Raw genomic sequence first — 14,836 nt, 5'->3', positions numbered from 1 at the left:
ACGAAGATCGGGGGACTTGCCCGACATCATGTCCCCGGAGGCGGTCCTTGGCGCATATCGAACTGGACGACGACATCCCCGGGCTGCCGTCCCTGCTGCGGTTCCGGCCGGAGACCGGCGGGCCGCTGAGCGCGCTCGCCGAGGCGCTGCTGCGCGGCCCGAGCCCCCTGCCGCCCGGCGAGCGGGAGCTGATCGCCGCCTACGTGTCCGAGCTGAACGGCTGCCGGTTCTGCGCGTCCTCGCACGGCGCGTGCGCCGCCGCGCAGCTGCCCGGCGGGATGACGCTCGTCCAGCAGGTCCACGCGGACCCGGAGACGGCACCCGTCTCGCCCAAGCTGCGGGCCCTGCTCGCCATCGCCGCAGCCGTCCGGCGCGGGGGTAAGGAGGTCGGCGCGGAGCACGTCGCCGCCGCGCGGGACGCCGGCGCCACCGACGTCGAAATCCACGACACCGTGCTCATCGCCGCCGCCTTCTGCATGTACAACCGGTACGTCGACGGCCTCGGGACGAGCGCCCCCGAGGACCCGGCCGCCTATGCGCGGATGGCCGAGCGGCTCGTCGCCCAGGGCTACGGGGCCGCCGCGGGCCCGCGCTGAGACCCGGCCGCCGGGTCAGGGCCGGCGGAAGATCGTGATGGAGTGGCCGACCTCGTCCACCGGCTCGCTGGAGGCGATCAGCGGGACCAGCCGCGGGTCGGCCTTGGCGATCCAGCTGTCCGAGACGGCCAGCAGGCCGCGCACCCGCTCCGGGGGCGCGGTGAGCGGGTCGGACGCGCGGATGCCGTAGTACGACGGGACACCGCTGCCCTTGTAGGCGAGCCACACCGGCTCGCCGGGGTAGCGGTCGCGGAGGCGGTCGGCGAGCCGCCCGAGGTCCTGGCCCCAGTCGACGTTGGAGTCGTGCAGGTACCGGTGCGTCCCGGCCGGGCCGCCGAACGCCTCGTTGGAGTACGGCAGGTAGTACGGGAAGGCGCGCAGCGAGCTGACCGCGACGAACAGCACGAGCGCCGCCGCGACCACCGTCGCCCACCGCCGCCGGACGGCGACCACCCCGGCCGCCGCCACCGCCAGGAACATCGGCAGGAAGATCACGTACCGGACGCCGAGGTCGCGGGCGCCGGTCATCGCCACCGCCAGCAGCACGGCCGGGAGCACGAGGACGTACGGCGCGGCGGGCCGCAGCCGGGGCAGCGCCGCCACCGCCGCCGCCCCCGCGGCCCACAGGGCGAGCGTCCCGAGCGGCGTCTTCACCAGCAGCGCGGCGGGCAGGTAGTACCAGCGCGAGCCACGGTAGGTGTCGCCGAACAGGAAGCTCGTCCAGGCCAGGTCCTCGAAGCCGAACTGGACGCGCATCCCGTCCCGGAACGGCCTCGGGAACGGCAGCAGATCGACGGCGAGCCCGCGCAGCCCGCCGATGGCGGGCAGATCGGCGGGCGCAGTCCAGCGCAGGCGCGGATCGACGGCCAGGTAGCCGGCCCACACCACCGCGACCACCAGCGCGGCCGCACCGCCCGCCGCCACCACTCCCGCACGGACCGGCCGCCGACCCCGCGACCACCACACCGACAGCGCGACCAGCACCAGCACCACCGGCACGGCGGGCAGCGCGCTCATCTTCGTCGCGACGGCCGCGCCGAGCGCCACCCCGGCGAGCGGTGCGCACAGCCTCGGCCGCCACCGCGCCCGCCACGCCAGCCACACCGAGGTCAGCAGCAGCCCGGCCGCCGGGACGTCGAGGGTGGCCAGCGACCCGTGCGCGATGACGCCGGGGGAGAACGCGTAGAGGGCGAGCGCCGCCACGCCCCCGGCCGGGCCCGCGAGGTCGCGGGCGAACGCGAAGACCACCAGCCCGAACAGCAGCGTCAGCAGGACGACCGGCAGCCGCGCCGCCAGCAGCACCCGCTGCGCGTCGCCGCCCGATTCGTACAGGACGTGCCGTCCGACCTCTTGCTGGTCGCCGCTGAAGGACGGGCCGGGACGGGCGCCGCCGAGCACCGCGCCCGCGCCGATGAGCAGCTTGCCGAGCGGCGGATGCTCCGGGTTGTACCGCAGGACGTGCTCGCGCAGGTAGACGGTGCCCGTGCCGATGTAGACGGGCTCGTCGATGGTCGGGGACTGCTGGACGGCCGCGGTGACCATCGCCGCCGCCATCTGCGCCAGCAGCGCCGCGACGGCGGCCGCGAGGAGGATCAGCCGCCGAACGCGGTGAGGAAGCGGTCCCGGAAGGCGCTCATCGGCCACACCGGTGCGTCCTTGCCGGGGCGCAGCCCGTCCTGCCAGTTCCATCCCGAGATCCTGTCCAGTACGGCCCTGTCCTTCGCGACGATCGTGATCGGCACGTCCCGGCTCGCGCCCGGACCCGTGATCAGCGGCGCGGGCTGGTGGTCGCCGAGGAACACCAGCACCGTCCGGTCGGTGCCGTAGGTCTCCACGTACGACACGAGCGTGCTCAGCGTGTACTCGATCGACTTGCGGTACTCGGTGCGGATCCGGCCGCCCGCGGGCCACGGCGCGTCATACCCCTTGCCCATCCCGGCGAAGACCGAACCGTCCCCGACCTGCTCCCACGGGACCAGCCGCGGGATCGAGGCCCACGGCGCGTGGCTCGACACCAGCGCCGTCTCCGCCATCACCGGGGGACGGTCCTCACGCGCCAGCTCGGTGCGCTGCAGGGTCGACAGCGTGTACTGGTCCGGCATGGTCGCGAAGCTGAACCGGGGGCCGCGGTACCCGAGGTTCCGGTCGTCGTACACCTTGTCGTAGCCGAAGAACCCGCCCTCCGGCCACGCCCGGGTGATCGCCGGCATCAGCGCGACCGTCCGGGCGTCCGCTCGGTGGAACGCCCGGTTCAGCGTCAGCCGGTCGCTGTTCACGAGCGTCCGGTACCGCTGCTGGTTGTCGACCCACAGGCCGGACAGCAGGGTCGCGTGCGCGAGCCAGCTCCCGCCGCCCGCCGTGGACGAGGTGAGCCAGCCGCTGCGGGCGCCGAACCCGGCCTTGCGGAGCCGCTCCGACCCCTGGTCCAGGACGGCGCCGACCTGCGGCGCGTACTGCGGGCTCTCCACGGCCGAGCGCCCGTAGCTCTCCACGAACGCCAGCACCACGTCCTTGCCGCGCAGCCCGGTCAGCAGCTTGGCGTCGGGGACGTCGCGGAACCTGTCCACGGCGGCGGCCTTCGCGAACTCCTCCCGGTCGTTCAGGCTCTCCCGCACCTGCCGCGCGTGGTCGTAGGCGAGCACCGCCGCGCTCCTGGACGCGACCGGCACCCCGTCCACGAGCTGCGCGCCGAGCACGGCGCACACCACCCAGACCACGCCCAGGACCGCCGCCGCGCGCGCCGCCGCCCGGCGGTGCCCGACCGCGGCGCGGCCGAGCCGCAGCGCCGAGAGCGACATCAGCGCCACCACCCCGGCCGCCAGCACGACCGCGAGGACGGCCGCCGCGACGGCACCCGCGGTCCCGGCCGACTCGCCCACGAACTCCACCGCCGGACGCAGCAGCGGCCAGTCCAGCACCAGGTCGAACGGCCGGACGAGCACCGCGTCGAACCCGATGTCGAACACCTTCAGCACGAACACCAGCCCGAGGACGGCCCCCGCCGTCCCCGCCGTGTACCGTCTCGCCCGCGCCGGGACCACGAGGATCAGGGCGACGCCGAGCACGCCCTCGATCGGCACGCGCACGAACGCGCCGGGCGCCAGCCGGGCGTACTCCGCCGGGATGATCAGCGCGACCAGCACCAGCAGGAAGGCCGCGCAGGTCACCGCCCGCGCCGCGACCCGCCGGCGCCGCCCCTCCGGCTCCTCGGGGCCCTCGGGCACGGCGTCCTGCGCGGTCTCGTCTGTCACCCGCTTCGCGCGGCTATCGGTGGTCAGCTCGTCCTCCCAGGGCTCGGTCCCGGCCGTGTACGCGACACCAACAGCACGTCCGCCCGGAGCCCGCCGGTTCAACCCTCCCCGGCCCGGATCGTGCCGGGGCGGACGACTTCTCCGAACGGGAGGATTCTTTGCCCGGGGGATGTCGAGAACCCGGAGGCGGCTCCGATCTCCTGGTGAGCGGCGCCAGCGGGGCGCCCCGGCGGAAGGGCAGAGCCATGGGACTGGTCACCTGCGACATCGGCATCTCCGTGGACGGCTTCGTCGCCGGCCCGAACCAGCGGCTGGAGGAGCCGCTCGGCGACGGCGCCGAGCGGCTGCACCGGTGGATGTTCGAGCAGCCCGAGGCCAACGCGGAGGTCATCGAGAAGATCACGGCGGCCGGCGCGTTCATCATGGGCCGCAACATGTTCGGCCCGGTGCGCGGCACCTGGGGCGACTCGGACTGGACCGGCTGGTGGGGCGAGGAGCCGCCCTACCACGCGCCCGTGTTCGTCCTGACCCACCACCCGCGCGAGAGCGTGACGATGAAGGGCGGCACCACGTTCCACTTCGTCACCGACGGCATCGAGGCCGCCATGCGGCGGGCGCGGGAGGCCGCCGGGGACCAGGACATCGCGGTGGCCGGTGGTGCGCAGACCGTGAACCAGTACCTCGCGGCCGGGCTGATCGACGAGCTGCGGCTGCACATCGCGCCGGTCGTGCTCGGCGCGGGTGAGCGCCTCTTCGCGGACGTCGGCGACCTGCCCCTGGAACCGGTCGCGGTCTCGCACACCGACCTGGTCGCCCACGTGACCTACCGGCTCAACCGGTAGCGGCCTCCGCTCCCGCCGGGCCGGCCGCCCGGATCACCGCGAGCAGCCGGGCGACCTCGGCGGCGACGGCCTCCCGCCCGGCGGCGAGGTAGCGGCGCGGGTCCACCAGGGCCGGGTCGGCGCCGAGCCGGTCGCGGACGGCGGCGGTGTAGACCTTGTTGAGCTGCGTCGCGACGTTGATCTTCGTCATGCCGTGCGCGACGGCCGCGCCGAGCGCGCCGTCGGGCACGCCCGACGATCCGTGCAGCACCAGCGGGACGGGCACCGCCGCCGCCAGCCGGGCGATGAGCGGCAGGTCCAGGACGGTGTCGCGGGTGAGCATCGCGTGCGACGTGCCGACCGCGACGGCGAGGGCGTCCACGCCCGTCGCGGCCACGTAGCCGGCGGCCTCGCCGGGGTCGGTGCGGGCGTGCGGGGCGTGCACGCCGTCCTTGCCGCCGATCTCACCGAGCTCCGCCTCCACCCACACCCCGGCCGCGTGGCAGCGCGCCGCGACCTCGGCGGTGGCGGCCACGTTCGCGTCGTGGTGGAGCCGGGACGCGTCGAACATCACCGACCCGAACCCCAGCTCGACGGCCTCGGCGACCAGTTCGGCCGACGTCGCGTGGTCCAGATGCGCCACCACCGGCACGGCGGCGGCGCGCCCGACCGCGAGCACGGCCTGCGCGATCGGCGCGAGCGCGCCGTGGTAGGCGGCGCAGTTCTCGCTGACCTGGAGCACCACGGGCGCGCCCGCCCGCTCCGCGCCGGCGACGATCGCCTCGGCGTGCTCCAGCTGGATCACGTTGAACGCGCCGAGGCCGCGCCCCCGCGCGGGGACGGCCTCACTCATGGGGACGAGCGGCATGGCTCTCCTCGGATCGGAGGGTGACGCGCGCGAGGAGCGCGGGGAGGGCGGCGGCGTCGAGCTCGCCGGCGACGGGGGAGCGGACCGCGCAGGCGGCCAGCGCGACCGCGCGGCGCAGCCGGTCCGGCCACGGCACGCCGCCCGCCAGGCCCGCCGCCAGCGCGGCCACGAGCGCGTCGCCCGCACCGGTCGGGTTGCCCGGCTCCGGCCGGTCGAGGGAGGTGCGCAGCACCCCGTCCGGGGTGTCGGCGAGGACGCCGTCCGGGCCGAGGGAGGCGACGACCGCGCCGGCGCCCGCCGCGCGCAGCGCCCGCACGCCTTCGGCGGTGTCGCCGGTGCCGCTCGCCCGGGCCAGCTCCGCCGCGTTCGGCTTCACCACGTCGGGACGCCCCGCGACCCCGAGCCGCAGCGCCTCCCCGTCGGCGTCCAGGACCACCGGGCCGGGAGCGCGCCGGGCCAGCTCGGCGTACGCGTCCGGCGGGACGCCCGGCGGCAGGCTCCCCGACAGGACGACCACGGCCGCGTCCGCCGCGAGGGCGTCGTAGCGGCCGAGGAACGCCCGCCACTCCACATCGGTCACGAGGGGGCCCGGCTCGCAGTACATCGTCACCTCGGGGCCGACGATCGTGACCGTCCGGCGCGACTCCGCGGCCACCGGGCTGAACGCGGCGGGCACCCCGGACGCGGCGAGCCCGTCCTCGATCCGCCGGCCCGCCGCGCCGCCCACCAGCCCGGTCGCGACCACCTCGTGGCCGAGGCCGTGCAGGACCCGGGCGACGTTGACGCCCTTGCCGCCGGGCCTGCGGTGCACCGCCGCCACCCGGTTGACCTCGCCGGGCCGCGCGTCCGGAACCTCGTAGGTGTCGTCCAGCGCCGCGTTCAGCGTGACCGTGACGATCATCCGTCGGCGCCCAGGACCACCGACCGGGTCAGGTGCCGGGGGCGCTCGGGATCCAGCCCCGCCGCCTCCGCCATCGCCACCGCGAGCCGCTGCGCCCGGATCAGGTCGGCCATCGGGTCGGCGGCGGACGTGCGCAGCGTCCCGCCGGTCGCGGTGATGTCTCCGGCGAGGCCGTCCGGCAGCTCGCCGAACATCCACACCGCGCGGCCGGGCCCGGTGATGCTGATCGGGCCGTGCCGGTACTCCATCGCCGGATATGCCTCCGTCCACAGGCCCGCCGCCTCGCGCATCTTCAGCGCGGCCTCCCGAGCGATGCCGACCGTCCACCCGCGGCCGAGGAACGTGATCTGCCCGGCGGCGAGCAGGTCCGGAACGGCGCCGGCGACCGCCGCCTCCGCGTCGGCGATCGCGGCGCCGAGGTCCTCGCCCAGGTGCGCGCGCAGCAGCGCGAGCAGCGTGGTGGCGAACCGGGTCTGCACGACCGACTCCTCGTCGGCGAACTCCAGCGCGATCACCCGTCCGGCGCTCGCCGACACCGGGGTGCCGGGGTCGGCGGTGATCGCGGTGGTGGGCACGCCCGTGCCGGCGAGGCGGTCCAGGACCTCCAGCACCTCCGTCGTCGTCCCGGACCTGGTCAGCGCCAGCACCCGGTCGTAGCGGCGGCCGGACGGCATCTCCGAGGCGGCGAACGCGTCGGTCTCGCCGTGCCCGGCGCGTTCCCGCAGCGCCGCGTACGCCTGCGCCATGTACAGCGAGGTGCCGCATCCGACGACCGCGATCCGCTCCCCGGGGCCCGGCAGCGCCTCCCCGGCCTCCGCCGCCAGCCCGGCGGCCCGCCGCCAGCACTCCGGCTGCGCGGCGATCTCGGACGTGATGCGGGTGCCGGCCATGGATTCTCCTGACGTGTCGACCAGGGACGTGCTGTCTGCGCTGAGAGCTTATGCTCACTTCTGCTCATAAGTGAAGAGAAAGAAGCACAAATCACCACCACGGCACCCGGGTATGCCCAGCAGGCCATAGCTCGCCCTGAAGGTCGCTGCGCGAAAGCGACGGGACCGAGCGCCCCGCGCGCAGCCGCGGGCACCCGGCACGCGCGAACCAGAGCCGACCGGACGATTTGAACTCCCTCCCGCCGGGCCGCGTATCCCCACGCGTAGATCGACAGGCCCCGGAACCGGGAGGGTTCATGAGCGTGAGGAACAGCCGGCTGCGCACCGCGGTGACGACGGCCGCCGCGGCCGCCGGATCCGCCGGGCTCCTGGCCGGCGCGCTGTACGTGGTGCACGCCGAGTCGGACTCGGACGACCGGCCGGCGAGCCTCGCCGGAGACGCCCGGGCCGGCCGCCTCGCCACGCAGGGCACCGACCGGGCCGCGGCCACGGCCGCCCGGGTCGCCGAGCGGCTCGGCGACCGCACCACCGGCGCCTACATCGACTCGGCGGGACGGCCGGTCGTGACGGTCACGAACGAGACCGACGCCGCCGCCGTCCGCGCGGCGGGCGCCGTCCCGAAGATGACGTCGCGCAGCCCCGCGCGGCTCCGCCAGGTGACCGCCGACCTGCGCCGCTCCTTCGCCGACATCCCCGGCACCGGCTGGGCCGTCGACCCCGCCACCTCGAAGGTCACCGTCTGGACGGACGCCTCGGTCACCGGCACCCGGATGGACGCCGTCCAGCGCACCGCCCGGCGGATGGGCACGGCGGTCAGGATGGTGCGCTTCCCCGGCCGCCTGCACACCCTCGCCCTCGGCGGCGACCCGATCTTCGGCCAGAACTCCCGCTGCTCGCTGGGCTTCAACGTCGAGCGGGGCGGGCAGCCGTTCTTCCTGACCGCCGGGCACTGCGGCAACGCCGTCCAGAACTGGACGTCCGACCCGCAGGGCGAGCAGCCGCTCGGCACCACCGTGCAGAACAGCTTCCCCGGCAACGACTTCGCGCTCGTCCGCGCGGAGGAGGGCGCCGAGGGCGCGGTGAACCTCTACAACGGGCAGGCCGTGGACATCACGCAGGCGGGCGAGGCCGTCGTGGGCCAGCGCGTGGCCCGCAGCGGCAGCACGACCGGCGTGCACACCGGCCGCGTCCTCGCCACCGGTGCCACGGTGAACTTCGCGGAGGGCACCGTCACCGGCATGATCCAGACCAGCGTCTGCGCCGAGCCCGGCGACAGCGGCGGCCCGCTCTTCGCCGGCGACACCGCGCTCGGCCTGACCTCGGGCGGCTCCGGCGACTGCCGGAACGGCGGCGTGACGTTCTTCCAGCCGGTGACGGAGGCCCTGGAGGTCTTCGGCGCCACCGTCACCTGACGCGCCCACCCCACCAGAAGAGGACCGGCCGGCCTGACCGAAAACGGACTAATCCGCACATTGACCGGCAAGTGGCAACGCAGCACGATTTCCTCCAACAAAGGGGGAATTAATGAAGCGTGCTTTTGCCGGCCTGGCGGCCGGCGGTCTTCTGCTGCTCGGCGCCTGCGATTCGCATTCCGCCGCCCCCGTCGAGGCGGCGGCATCGGGCACGCCCTCGACGTCCAGCCCCACCAGCACCCCTCCCACGAGCCCCGCCGCAAGCCCGGCCGTGGAGAAACGCAAGATCACCACCACCCGCAAGATCCCCTTCAGGACCCGCAAGGTGAACGACTCCGCCCTCGCCGCGGGAAAGACCCGGGTGCGCAGAAAGGGCGCGGCCGGGGTGAAGACGCTGACTTACGAGGTGACGTACACGGGCGGCAAGGAGACGTCCCGCAAACTGCTCGGCGAGAAGGTGACCAGGGCCCCGGTGGCGAGGATCATCGCGGTGGGCACCAAGCGCGCCCGCTCGTGCGACCCGAACTACAGCGGCGGGTGCGTCCCGATCGCGAGCGACGTGGACTGCGCGGGCGGCAGCGGCAACGGCCCCGCCTACGTCCAGGGCCCGGTCCGCGTGGTCGGCTCCGACATCTACGACCTGGACCGAGACGGCGACGGAATAGCCTGCGACACCTGACCACCGGACGCACGCACCCGTCCGCGCCCGTCAAAGCAACCGGCACGTACTTCACGGTCGCAAAGAGCAACGATGAAGACAGAACCCCGCCCACACCAGAAGCACCACACAAACCCAAGCCGGGAGGGGGGCGTGGGGGGCGGAGCCCCCCACATCGGGGGTCCGGGGGTCGCCCCCCGGGCAAACACGACGAAGGAGTGGCGGCGAGGAGCCCCCCAGGCTCCGAGCACACCACTCCCACTCCGAAGTGGGCGATACTGGGATTGAACCAGTGGCCTCTACCGTGTCAAGGTAGCGCTCTCCCACTGAGCTAATCGCCCGTTCCGTGGCCTCCGGGGGGAGGTACGGGTTGAGGTGGAGACGGGATTTGAACCCGTGTACACGGCTTTGCAGGCCGTTGCCTCGCCTCTCGGCCACTCCACCAGAATGAGACCTTCTGGGTCATAGCCTGAAAGGCCCCTCAGAGCGGAAGACGGGATTTGAACCCGCGACCCTCACCTTGGCAAGGTGATGCTCTACCCCTGAGCCACTTCCGCGTGCGCCCTGCGGCGACGAGGAAGACTTTAGCGCGTTGGAGGCCGTTCCCCAAACCGGGTTTCCGGGATGGCGCCGACGATCCTTCGACGGGCGTCGAAGGGTGGGTCGCCTAGGGTCGGTGGCATGGGGTCAGAACGGGTCGTGAGCGTGGACTTCGCGCCGGTCGCGGCGTTGCTGGCGGACCGGGCGCGGGCGGTGATGCTGACGGTGCTGCTGGACGGGCGCCCGCTGGCGGCGGGGGAGCTGGCGCGGGCGGCGGGGGTGAGCGCGCAGACGGCGAGCGCGCATCTGGGGAAGCTGCTGGACGCGGGTTTCGTGACGGTGGTGCGGCAGGGCCGGCACCGGTACTACCGGCTGCGGGGGAGCGAGGTCGCGGAGGTGATCGAGGCGCTGTCGCGGATCGGGCCGCCGGTGCGGGTGCGGAGCCTGCGCCAGTCGCGGGACGCGCGGCGGCTGCACGAGGCGCGGACGTGCTACGACCATCTGGCGGGCGAGGCGGGGGTGGCGCTGTTCGCGGCGCTGCTGGACGGCGGGCTGATCGAGGCCGACGGCGAGGACGCGTTCGACGTGACGGAGAAGGGCGAGGAGCGTCTCGGCGCGCTGGGCCTGGACGTCGCGGCGCTGCGGCGGTCGCGGCGGAGGTTCGCCTGGCAGTGCCTGGACTGGACGGAGCGGCGCCCGCATCTGAACGGGGCGCTGGGCGCCGCGCTGACGGAGCGGATGATCGAGCTGGGCTGGTTCGAGCGGGGGACGACCCGGCGGGCGCTGGCGGTGACGGAGGCGGGCCGCCGGGGTCTCGCGGACTCGTTCGGCTGCGTGCTGCCCTGATCCGCCGGGCGCTTCGTCCCGGGTTGGGCGGGCCGCGCGCGCCGCGGCGGCCGGAAGAACTCGAACCGGCGGCCCCGAGCGCCGTACTGTGGGGCCATCGGCCGGGGACGGCCGTGGAGGGCGCGTGTCCGGGCCGCGGCGGCCCGGCTTTGGGGAGGTGGCTCCGGTGACGGCGCAGGCCAGGATCTGGCTGAACGGGGAACTGGTCGATCCCGAGCGGGCGGTGGTGTCGGTCTTCGACCACGGCATGCTCGTCGGCGACGGGATCTTCGAGACGGTGAAGGCGGCGAACGGGGAGCCGTTCGCGCTGACCCGGCACCTGCGCCGGCTGGCCCGGTCGGCGGCCGGCCTGGGGCTGCCCGAGCCCGACCACGACGCCCTCGCCCAGGGCACCCTGGAGGTGCTGGCGGCGGCGCCGAAGTGGCCGCTGGCCCGCATCCGCATCACCTACACCAGCGGCCCGGGCCCGCTGGGGTCGGCGCGCGGCGACGCGGGCCCGACCGTGTCGATCATCGCGGGGCCGCAGGACCCGTTCCCCCCGACGGCGGACGTGACGGTCGTGCCGTGGCCGCGCAACGAGCGGGGCGCGCTGGCGGGCCTGAAGACGACGTCCTACGCCGAGAACGCGCTGGCGCTGGCGTACGCGCATGAGCGCGGCGGCGGCGAGGCCGTCTTCGCCAACACGGCGGGGAACCTGTGCGAGGGGACGGGCAGCAACATCTTCGTCGTGCTCGGCGGCCGGCTGGTGACGCCGCCGCTGTCGTCCGGCTGCCTCGCCGGGGTGACGCGGGCGCTGGTGCTGGAGTGGTGCGGCGGGGAGGAGGAGGACCTCGCGCTCGACGACCTGTACCGGGCCGACGAGGCGTTCCTGACGTCCACGACGCGGGACGTCCAGCCGATCCGGGCGGTGGACGGCACGGTCCTCCCGGCGGCGCCCGGCCCGATCACCGCGAAGGCGATGGAGGCGTTCGCGGCGCGGTCCGCCGAGCTCATGGACCCCTGATCGGAGAGGTGGCCGCCGGGGGACGCGGATGACCACGGTGCACCGGGGGCGCTGGAGCCTGGAGGACCGCCTCGAGCAGGGGCTCCGCGAACTGCCGTTCGACGTCCCGCCGGGCACGGCGTCGGTCACCGTGGAGCTGTCCCATGAGGGCGGTGTGATCGACCTGGGCTGTCCCGGACTGTCGGCGCGGACGGGGCCGTCCTCGTCCGCCCGGACGGGAGCCGGGCCGCCGTCCGCGGCGAATTCGTCCGGATACCGGCCGGGCACCCGGGCATGCATCGCCTGGAGAGCCACGAGAACGAGGTGATCGCACTGTGCGGGTAGAGGGTTCGGAGATCGTCGTCGTACCGCACACCCACTGGGACCGCGAGTGGTACCTGCCGTTCCAGCGCTTCCGGCTGCGGCTGGTGTCGCTGCTGGACGCCGTCATCGACCGCATGGAGGCCGATCCCCGCTGGCACTTCACCCTGGACGGGCAGATGGCCGCGGTCGACGACTACCTGGAGATCCGCCCCGAGCGGCGGGACCGGCTCGCCGCGCTCGTCCGGGAGGGCCGGCTCGCCGTCGGGCCCTGGCAGATCCTCCACGACGAGTTCCTCTGCTCGGGCGAGAACATCGTCCGGAACCTGGAGCTCGGGATGCGGCGCGCCGAGGAGTTCGGCGCCGCGATGATGGTCGGCTACCTGCCCGACCAGTTCGGGCACTGCGCGCAGATGCCGCAGATCCTGCGGCTGGCCGGGATCGAGCACGCGTGCGTGTGGCGCGGCGTCCCCGGCCGGGTCCGGACGTGCGCGTTCGCCTGGGAGGCCCCGGACGGGACGGCGATCCGCACCCAGTACCTGCCCGAGGGCGGCTACGGCAACGCCGCGTCGATGTTCGAGGAGATCGGGGAGCCCGGCGGCGCCGGGGACGGCGCGTCGCTGCTGCCCGGCCGGGTCGCCGGGTTCGCGGAGGCGATGGGCCGCTGGTACCCGCACGGCGGCCCGCTGCTCGCGATGTACGGGGCCGACCACACCGCGCCCGCCGCCGACCTCGCCGACCGGATCGCCGCCGAGGGCCTCGGCATGCGGCTGGACACCCTCGCGGGCTACTTCGCGGAGCGGACCCCGTCCACCGACGGGCTGCCGCACGTCCGCGGGGAGCTGCGCTCGCACGCCCGCGCGAACATCCTGCCGGGCGTCCTGTCGGCCCGGATCCGGCTCAAGGAGCTGATGGGCCGCGCCGAGCGGCTCGTCGAGCGGTACGCCGAGCCGCTGACCGCGCTCTGGTACGCGGGCGACGCCCAGCGGTTCCTGGACCTGGCGTGGCGGCGGCTGATCGAGGCGAGCTGCCACGACTCCGTCACCGGCTGCGGCTGCGACGAGACCGCCGAGCAGGTCGCCGCGCACATGGCCGAGGGGGAGCAGCTCGGCCGCGCCGTCTGCGACCTCGTCACCGCCGAGCGGGCCGCGTCCGTCCCGCTCGGGGCGCACCTGGTGTTCAACCCGACCCCGGCGCGCCGCACCGGCCTGGTCACCCTGGACATCCCGTCCGACGGGGAGCCGGGCCTCGTCTCGGGCGACGGCCGGCCGGTGCCGGTGCAGACGCTCGCCGTCGCGCCGACCGTGCTGGACGACTCCGTCCACCCCGCCGCGGAGCTCCCGGTCGTGCTGGAGCGGGTGTACGGGCGGGTGCTGTTCGGGCAGGAGATCCGCGACTGGTCGGTGTCGCGGGACGACCGCGTCCTCACCTTCCGCGTGACGGCCCGCGCCGGGGTCCCGTTCGACATCGGCGACGTGCGGGAGGCGCTGCGCGGCGCGGAGGGGGAGTGGCGCGTCCGGATCCTGGCCGACCCGCGCCGCACCGTCGCCGCGCTGGTCGAGGTGCCGCCGCTGGGGCTGGCGGCCGTCGGGCCGGACGCCGCCGCCCGCATGCTGGACGGCCCGGTGTCCGCCGGGCCGGACGTCCTCGACAACGGCCTGCTGCGCGCCGAGGTGCACGCCGACGGGACGCTCGGGCTGCGCACCCCGTCCGGCCACGTCGTCGAGGGCGTCGGGCGGATCGTAGACGGCGGCGACCACGGCGACACCTACAACTACGCGCCGCCCGCCGCCGACCGCATCGTCGGCGACCCCGCGACGGTGGACGCGCGGCCCGTGCTGGACGGCCCGCTCGCCGGCGCGGTCGACATCGTCCGGACCTACCGCTGGCCCTGCCGCGGCGACCTGGACGCCGGCGAGCGGTCCGCGGCCGAGGAGGACGTCACCGTCACCACCCGTGCCGAACTGCGCGCCGGCGAGCCGTTCCTGCGGCTGCGCGTCGCCTTCGACAACCGCTGCGAGGACCACCGCGTCCGGCTGCACATGTCGCTGCCGCGCCGGGCGGACGCCTCCTACGCGGAGGGCCAGTTCGCGATCACCGAGCGGGGCCCGGCGGCGGAGGGCGGGTTCGGGGAGCGGCCCGTCCCGACGTTCCCCGCGTCCGGGTTCGTCGCCGCGGGCGGCCTCGCCGTCCTGCTGAAGCACGCCACCGAGTACGAGGTCACCGGCGGCGGGCGGGAGATGGCCCTGACCCTGCTGCGCGCGGTCGGCCACCTGTCGCGGGACCGCAACGCCTACCGGGACCAGCCCGCCGGGCCGCAGCTCCCCACCCCCGGCGCGCAGTGCCGCGGGGAGCGGACCGCCGAGATGGCCGTCATGCCCTACGACGGGGGCCTGCCCGGCCCCGACGTGCTGCGCGCCGCCGAGGAGTACCGGCACGACCTGCTCACCGCCGCCGGCTACGGGCACGCCACCGCGCCCCTCCCGCCGTCCCGGGAGGGCATCGCGATCACCGGCGACGGGGTCGTGACGACGTCCCTGCGGGCCCGCGACGGCTGGACCGAGGCCCGGGTCGTCGCCGAGTGCGCCGAGCCCGCCACGGCCGTCCTGCGCGGGGACTTCACCGAGGCGGTCCGCGTCGACCTGCGCGGGCGCCCCGGCATCCCGCTCGACGTGCACGAGGGGACGGCGACCCTGTCGCTGCGCCCCTGGGAGATCGCGACCGTCCGGCTCCGCACGGCCTAGCGGAGC

The 14,836-nt window shown here is 75.1% G+C and carries 13 protein-coding genes and 3 tRNA genes; 8 read left to right on the top strand and 8 right to left on the bottom strand.

Features of this window, described 5'->3' with window-relative positions; translation table 11 throughout:
- Positions 1 to 47 precede the first annotated feature (47 nt).
- Entirely contained in the window at positions 48 to 596 is a 549-nt protein-coding gene (locus CHF16_RS23335; protein ID WP_089328242.1) for a carboxymuconolactone decarboxylase family protein, read from the top strand.
- Positions 597 to 611: 15 nt separating this feature from the next.
- On the opposite strand, the gene CHF16_RS23330 is transcribed toward CHF16_RS23335, so the two are convergent.
- Complete coding sequence (locus tag CHF16_RS23330) at positions 612 to 2,240, bottom strand: phospholipid carrier-dependent glycosyltransferase (RefSeq protein ID WP_218826794.1); 1,629 nt, start codon at positions 2,238 to 2,240, stop codon at positions 612 to 614.
- Positions 2,189 to 3,847: an alkaline phosphatase family protein gene (locus tag CHF16_RS23325; RefSeq protein ID WP_218826793.1), complete on the bottom strand. Its 1,659-nt coding sequence runs from the start codon at positions 3,845 to 3,847 to the stop codon at positions 2,189 to 2,191. Before CHF16_RS23325 ends, CHF16_RS23330 begins: the two co-directional genes overlap by 52 nt.
- A gap of 245 nt (positions 3,848 to 4,092) precedes the next feature.
- Between CHF16_RS23325 and CHF16_RS23320 the strand changes: the two genes are divergently transcribed.
- Positions 4,093 to 4,689, top strand: a complete 597-nt coding sequence (locus tag CHF16_RS23320) for a dihydrofolate reductase family protein (protein WP_089328240.1) — start codon at positions 4,093 to 4,095, stop codon at positions 4,687 to 4,689.
- On the opposite strand, the gene CHF16_RS23315 is transcribed toward CHF16_RS23320, so the two are convergent.
- The 3 genes from CHF16_RS23315 to CHF16_RS23305 are packed head-to-tail and all read right to left on the bottom strand — an operon-like array spanning position 4,679 to position 7,327.
- On the bottom strand, positions 4,679 to 5,536 hold the full coding sequence (locus CHF16_RS23315) for a class II fructose-bisphosphate aldolase (RefSeq protein WP_089328323.1): 858 nt from the start codon (positions 5,534 to 5,536) through the stop codon (positions 4,679 to 4,681). The genes CHF16_RS23320 and CHF16_RS23315 overlap by 11 nt on opposite strands.
- Positions 5,514 to 6,437, bottom strand: coding sequence for a 1-phosphofructokinase family hexose kinase (locus tag CHF16_RS23310; protein ID WP_089328239.1), 924 nt, complete (start codon positions 6,435 to 6,437; stop codon positions 5,514 to 5,516). Before CHF16_RS23310 ends, CHF16_RS23315 begins: the two co-directional genes overlap by 23 nt.
- Positions 6,434 to 7,327 carry an SIS domain-containing protein gene (locus CHF16_RS23305; protein WP_089328238.1) on the bottom strand — a complete coding sequence of 298 codons (894 nt, stop codon included), beginning with the start codon at positions 7,325 to 7,327 and terminating at the stop codon, positions 6,434 to 6,436. The genes CHF16_RS23310 and CHF16_RS23305 overlap by 4 nt, the downstream gene beginning before the upstream one ends.
- A gap of 296 nt (positions 7,328 to 7,623) precedes the next feature.
- On the opposite strand from CHF16_RS23305, the gene CHF16_RS23300 reads away from it, so the two are divergent.
- Positions 7,624 to 8,739, top strand: a complete 1,116-nt coding sequence (locus tag CHF16_RS23300; RefSeq protein ID WP_179271663.1) for a S1 family peptidase — start codon at positions 7,624 to 7,626, stop codon at positions 8,737 to 8,739.
- A gap of 112 nt (positions 8,740 to 8,851) precedes the next feature.
- On the top strand, positions 8,852 to 9,418 hold the full coding sequence (locus tag CHF16_RS23295; RefSeq protein ID WP_218826792.1) for a G5 domain-containing protein: 567 nt from the start codon (positions 8,852 to 8,854) through the stop codon (positions 9,416 to 9,418).
- A gap of 248 nt (positions 9,419 to 9,666) precedes the next feature.
- Here the strand turns inward: CHF16_RS23295 and CHF16_RS23290 are convergent.
- The 3 genes from CHF16_RS23290 to CHF16_RS23280 form a co-directional block, all read right to left on the bottom strand.
- Positions 9,667 to 9,738, bottom strand: a tRNA-Val gene (locus tag CHF16_RS23290).
- A 32-nt stretch (positions 9,739 to 9,770) separates the two neighbouring features.
- A tRNA-Cys gene (locus CHF16_RS23285) sits at positions 9,771 to 9,841 on the bottom strand.
- A 41-nt stretch (positions 9,842 to 9,882) separates the two neighbouring features.
- A tRNA-Gly gene (locus CHF16_RS23280) sits at positions 9,883 to 9,954 on the bottom strand.
- A 124-nt stretch (positions 9,955 to 10,078) separates the two neighbouring features.
- Between CHF16_RS23280 and CHF16_RS23275 the strand changes: the two genes are divergently transcribed.
- From CHF16_RS23275 to CHF16_RS23260, 4 genes are all read left to right on the top strand, one after another.
- On the top strand, positions 10,079 to 10,783 hold the full coding sequence (locus CHF16_RS23275; RefSeq protein WP_089328237.1) for a helix-turn-helix domain-containing protein: 705 nt from the start codon (positions 10,079 to 10,081) through the stop codon (positions 10,781 to 10,783).
- A gap of 166 nt (positions 10,784 to 10,949) precedes the next feature.
- The gene (locus tag CHF16_RS23270) at positions 10,950 to 11,786 is read left to right on the top strand and encodes an aminotransferase class IV (RefSeq protein ID WP_245869077.1); all 837 of its coding nucleotides are present in this window, start codon (positions 10,950 to 10,952) and stop codon (positions 11,784 to 11,786) included.
- A 28-nt stretch (positions 11,787 to 11,814) separates the two neighbouring features.
- Positions 11,815 to 12,093: a hypothetical protein gene (locus tag CHF16_RS40425; protein WP_089328236.1), complete on the top strand. Its 279-nt coding sequence runs from the start codon at positions 11,815 to 11,817 to the stop codon at positions 12,091 to 12,093.
- Between the two features lie 7 nt (positions 12,094 to 12,100).
- Positions 12,101 to 14,830 carry a glycoside hydrolase family 38 N-terminal domain-containing protein gene (locus CHF16_RS23260; RefSeq protein ID WP_089328235.1) on the top strand — a complete coding sequence of 910 codons (2,730 nt, stop codon included), beginning with the start codon at positions 12,101 to 12,103 and terminating at the stop codon, positions 14,828 to 14,830.
- The last annotated feature ends 6 nt before the right edge of the window (positions 14,831 to 14,836 follow it).

The sequence above is a fragment of the Actinomadura meyerae genome, from assembly GCF_900188445.1.
GTDB lineage: Bacteria > Actinomycetota > Actinomycetes > Streptosporangiales > Streptosporangiaceae > Spirillospora > Spirillospora meyerae.
The sequence above is the reverse complement of the archived record's forward strand: the minus strand, read 5'-3'. Positions and strand labels throughout refer to the sequence as shown.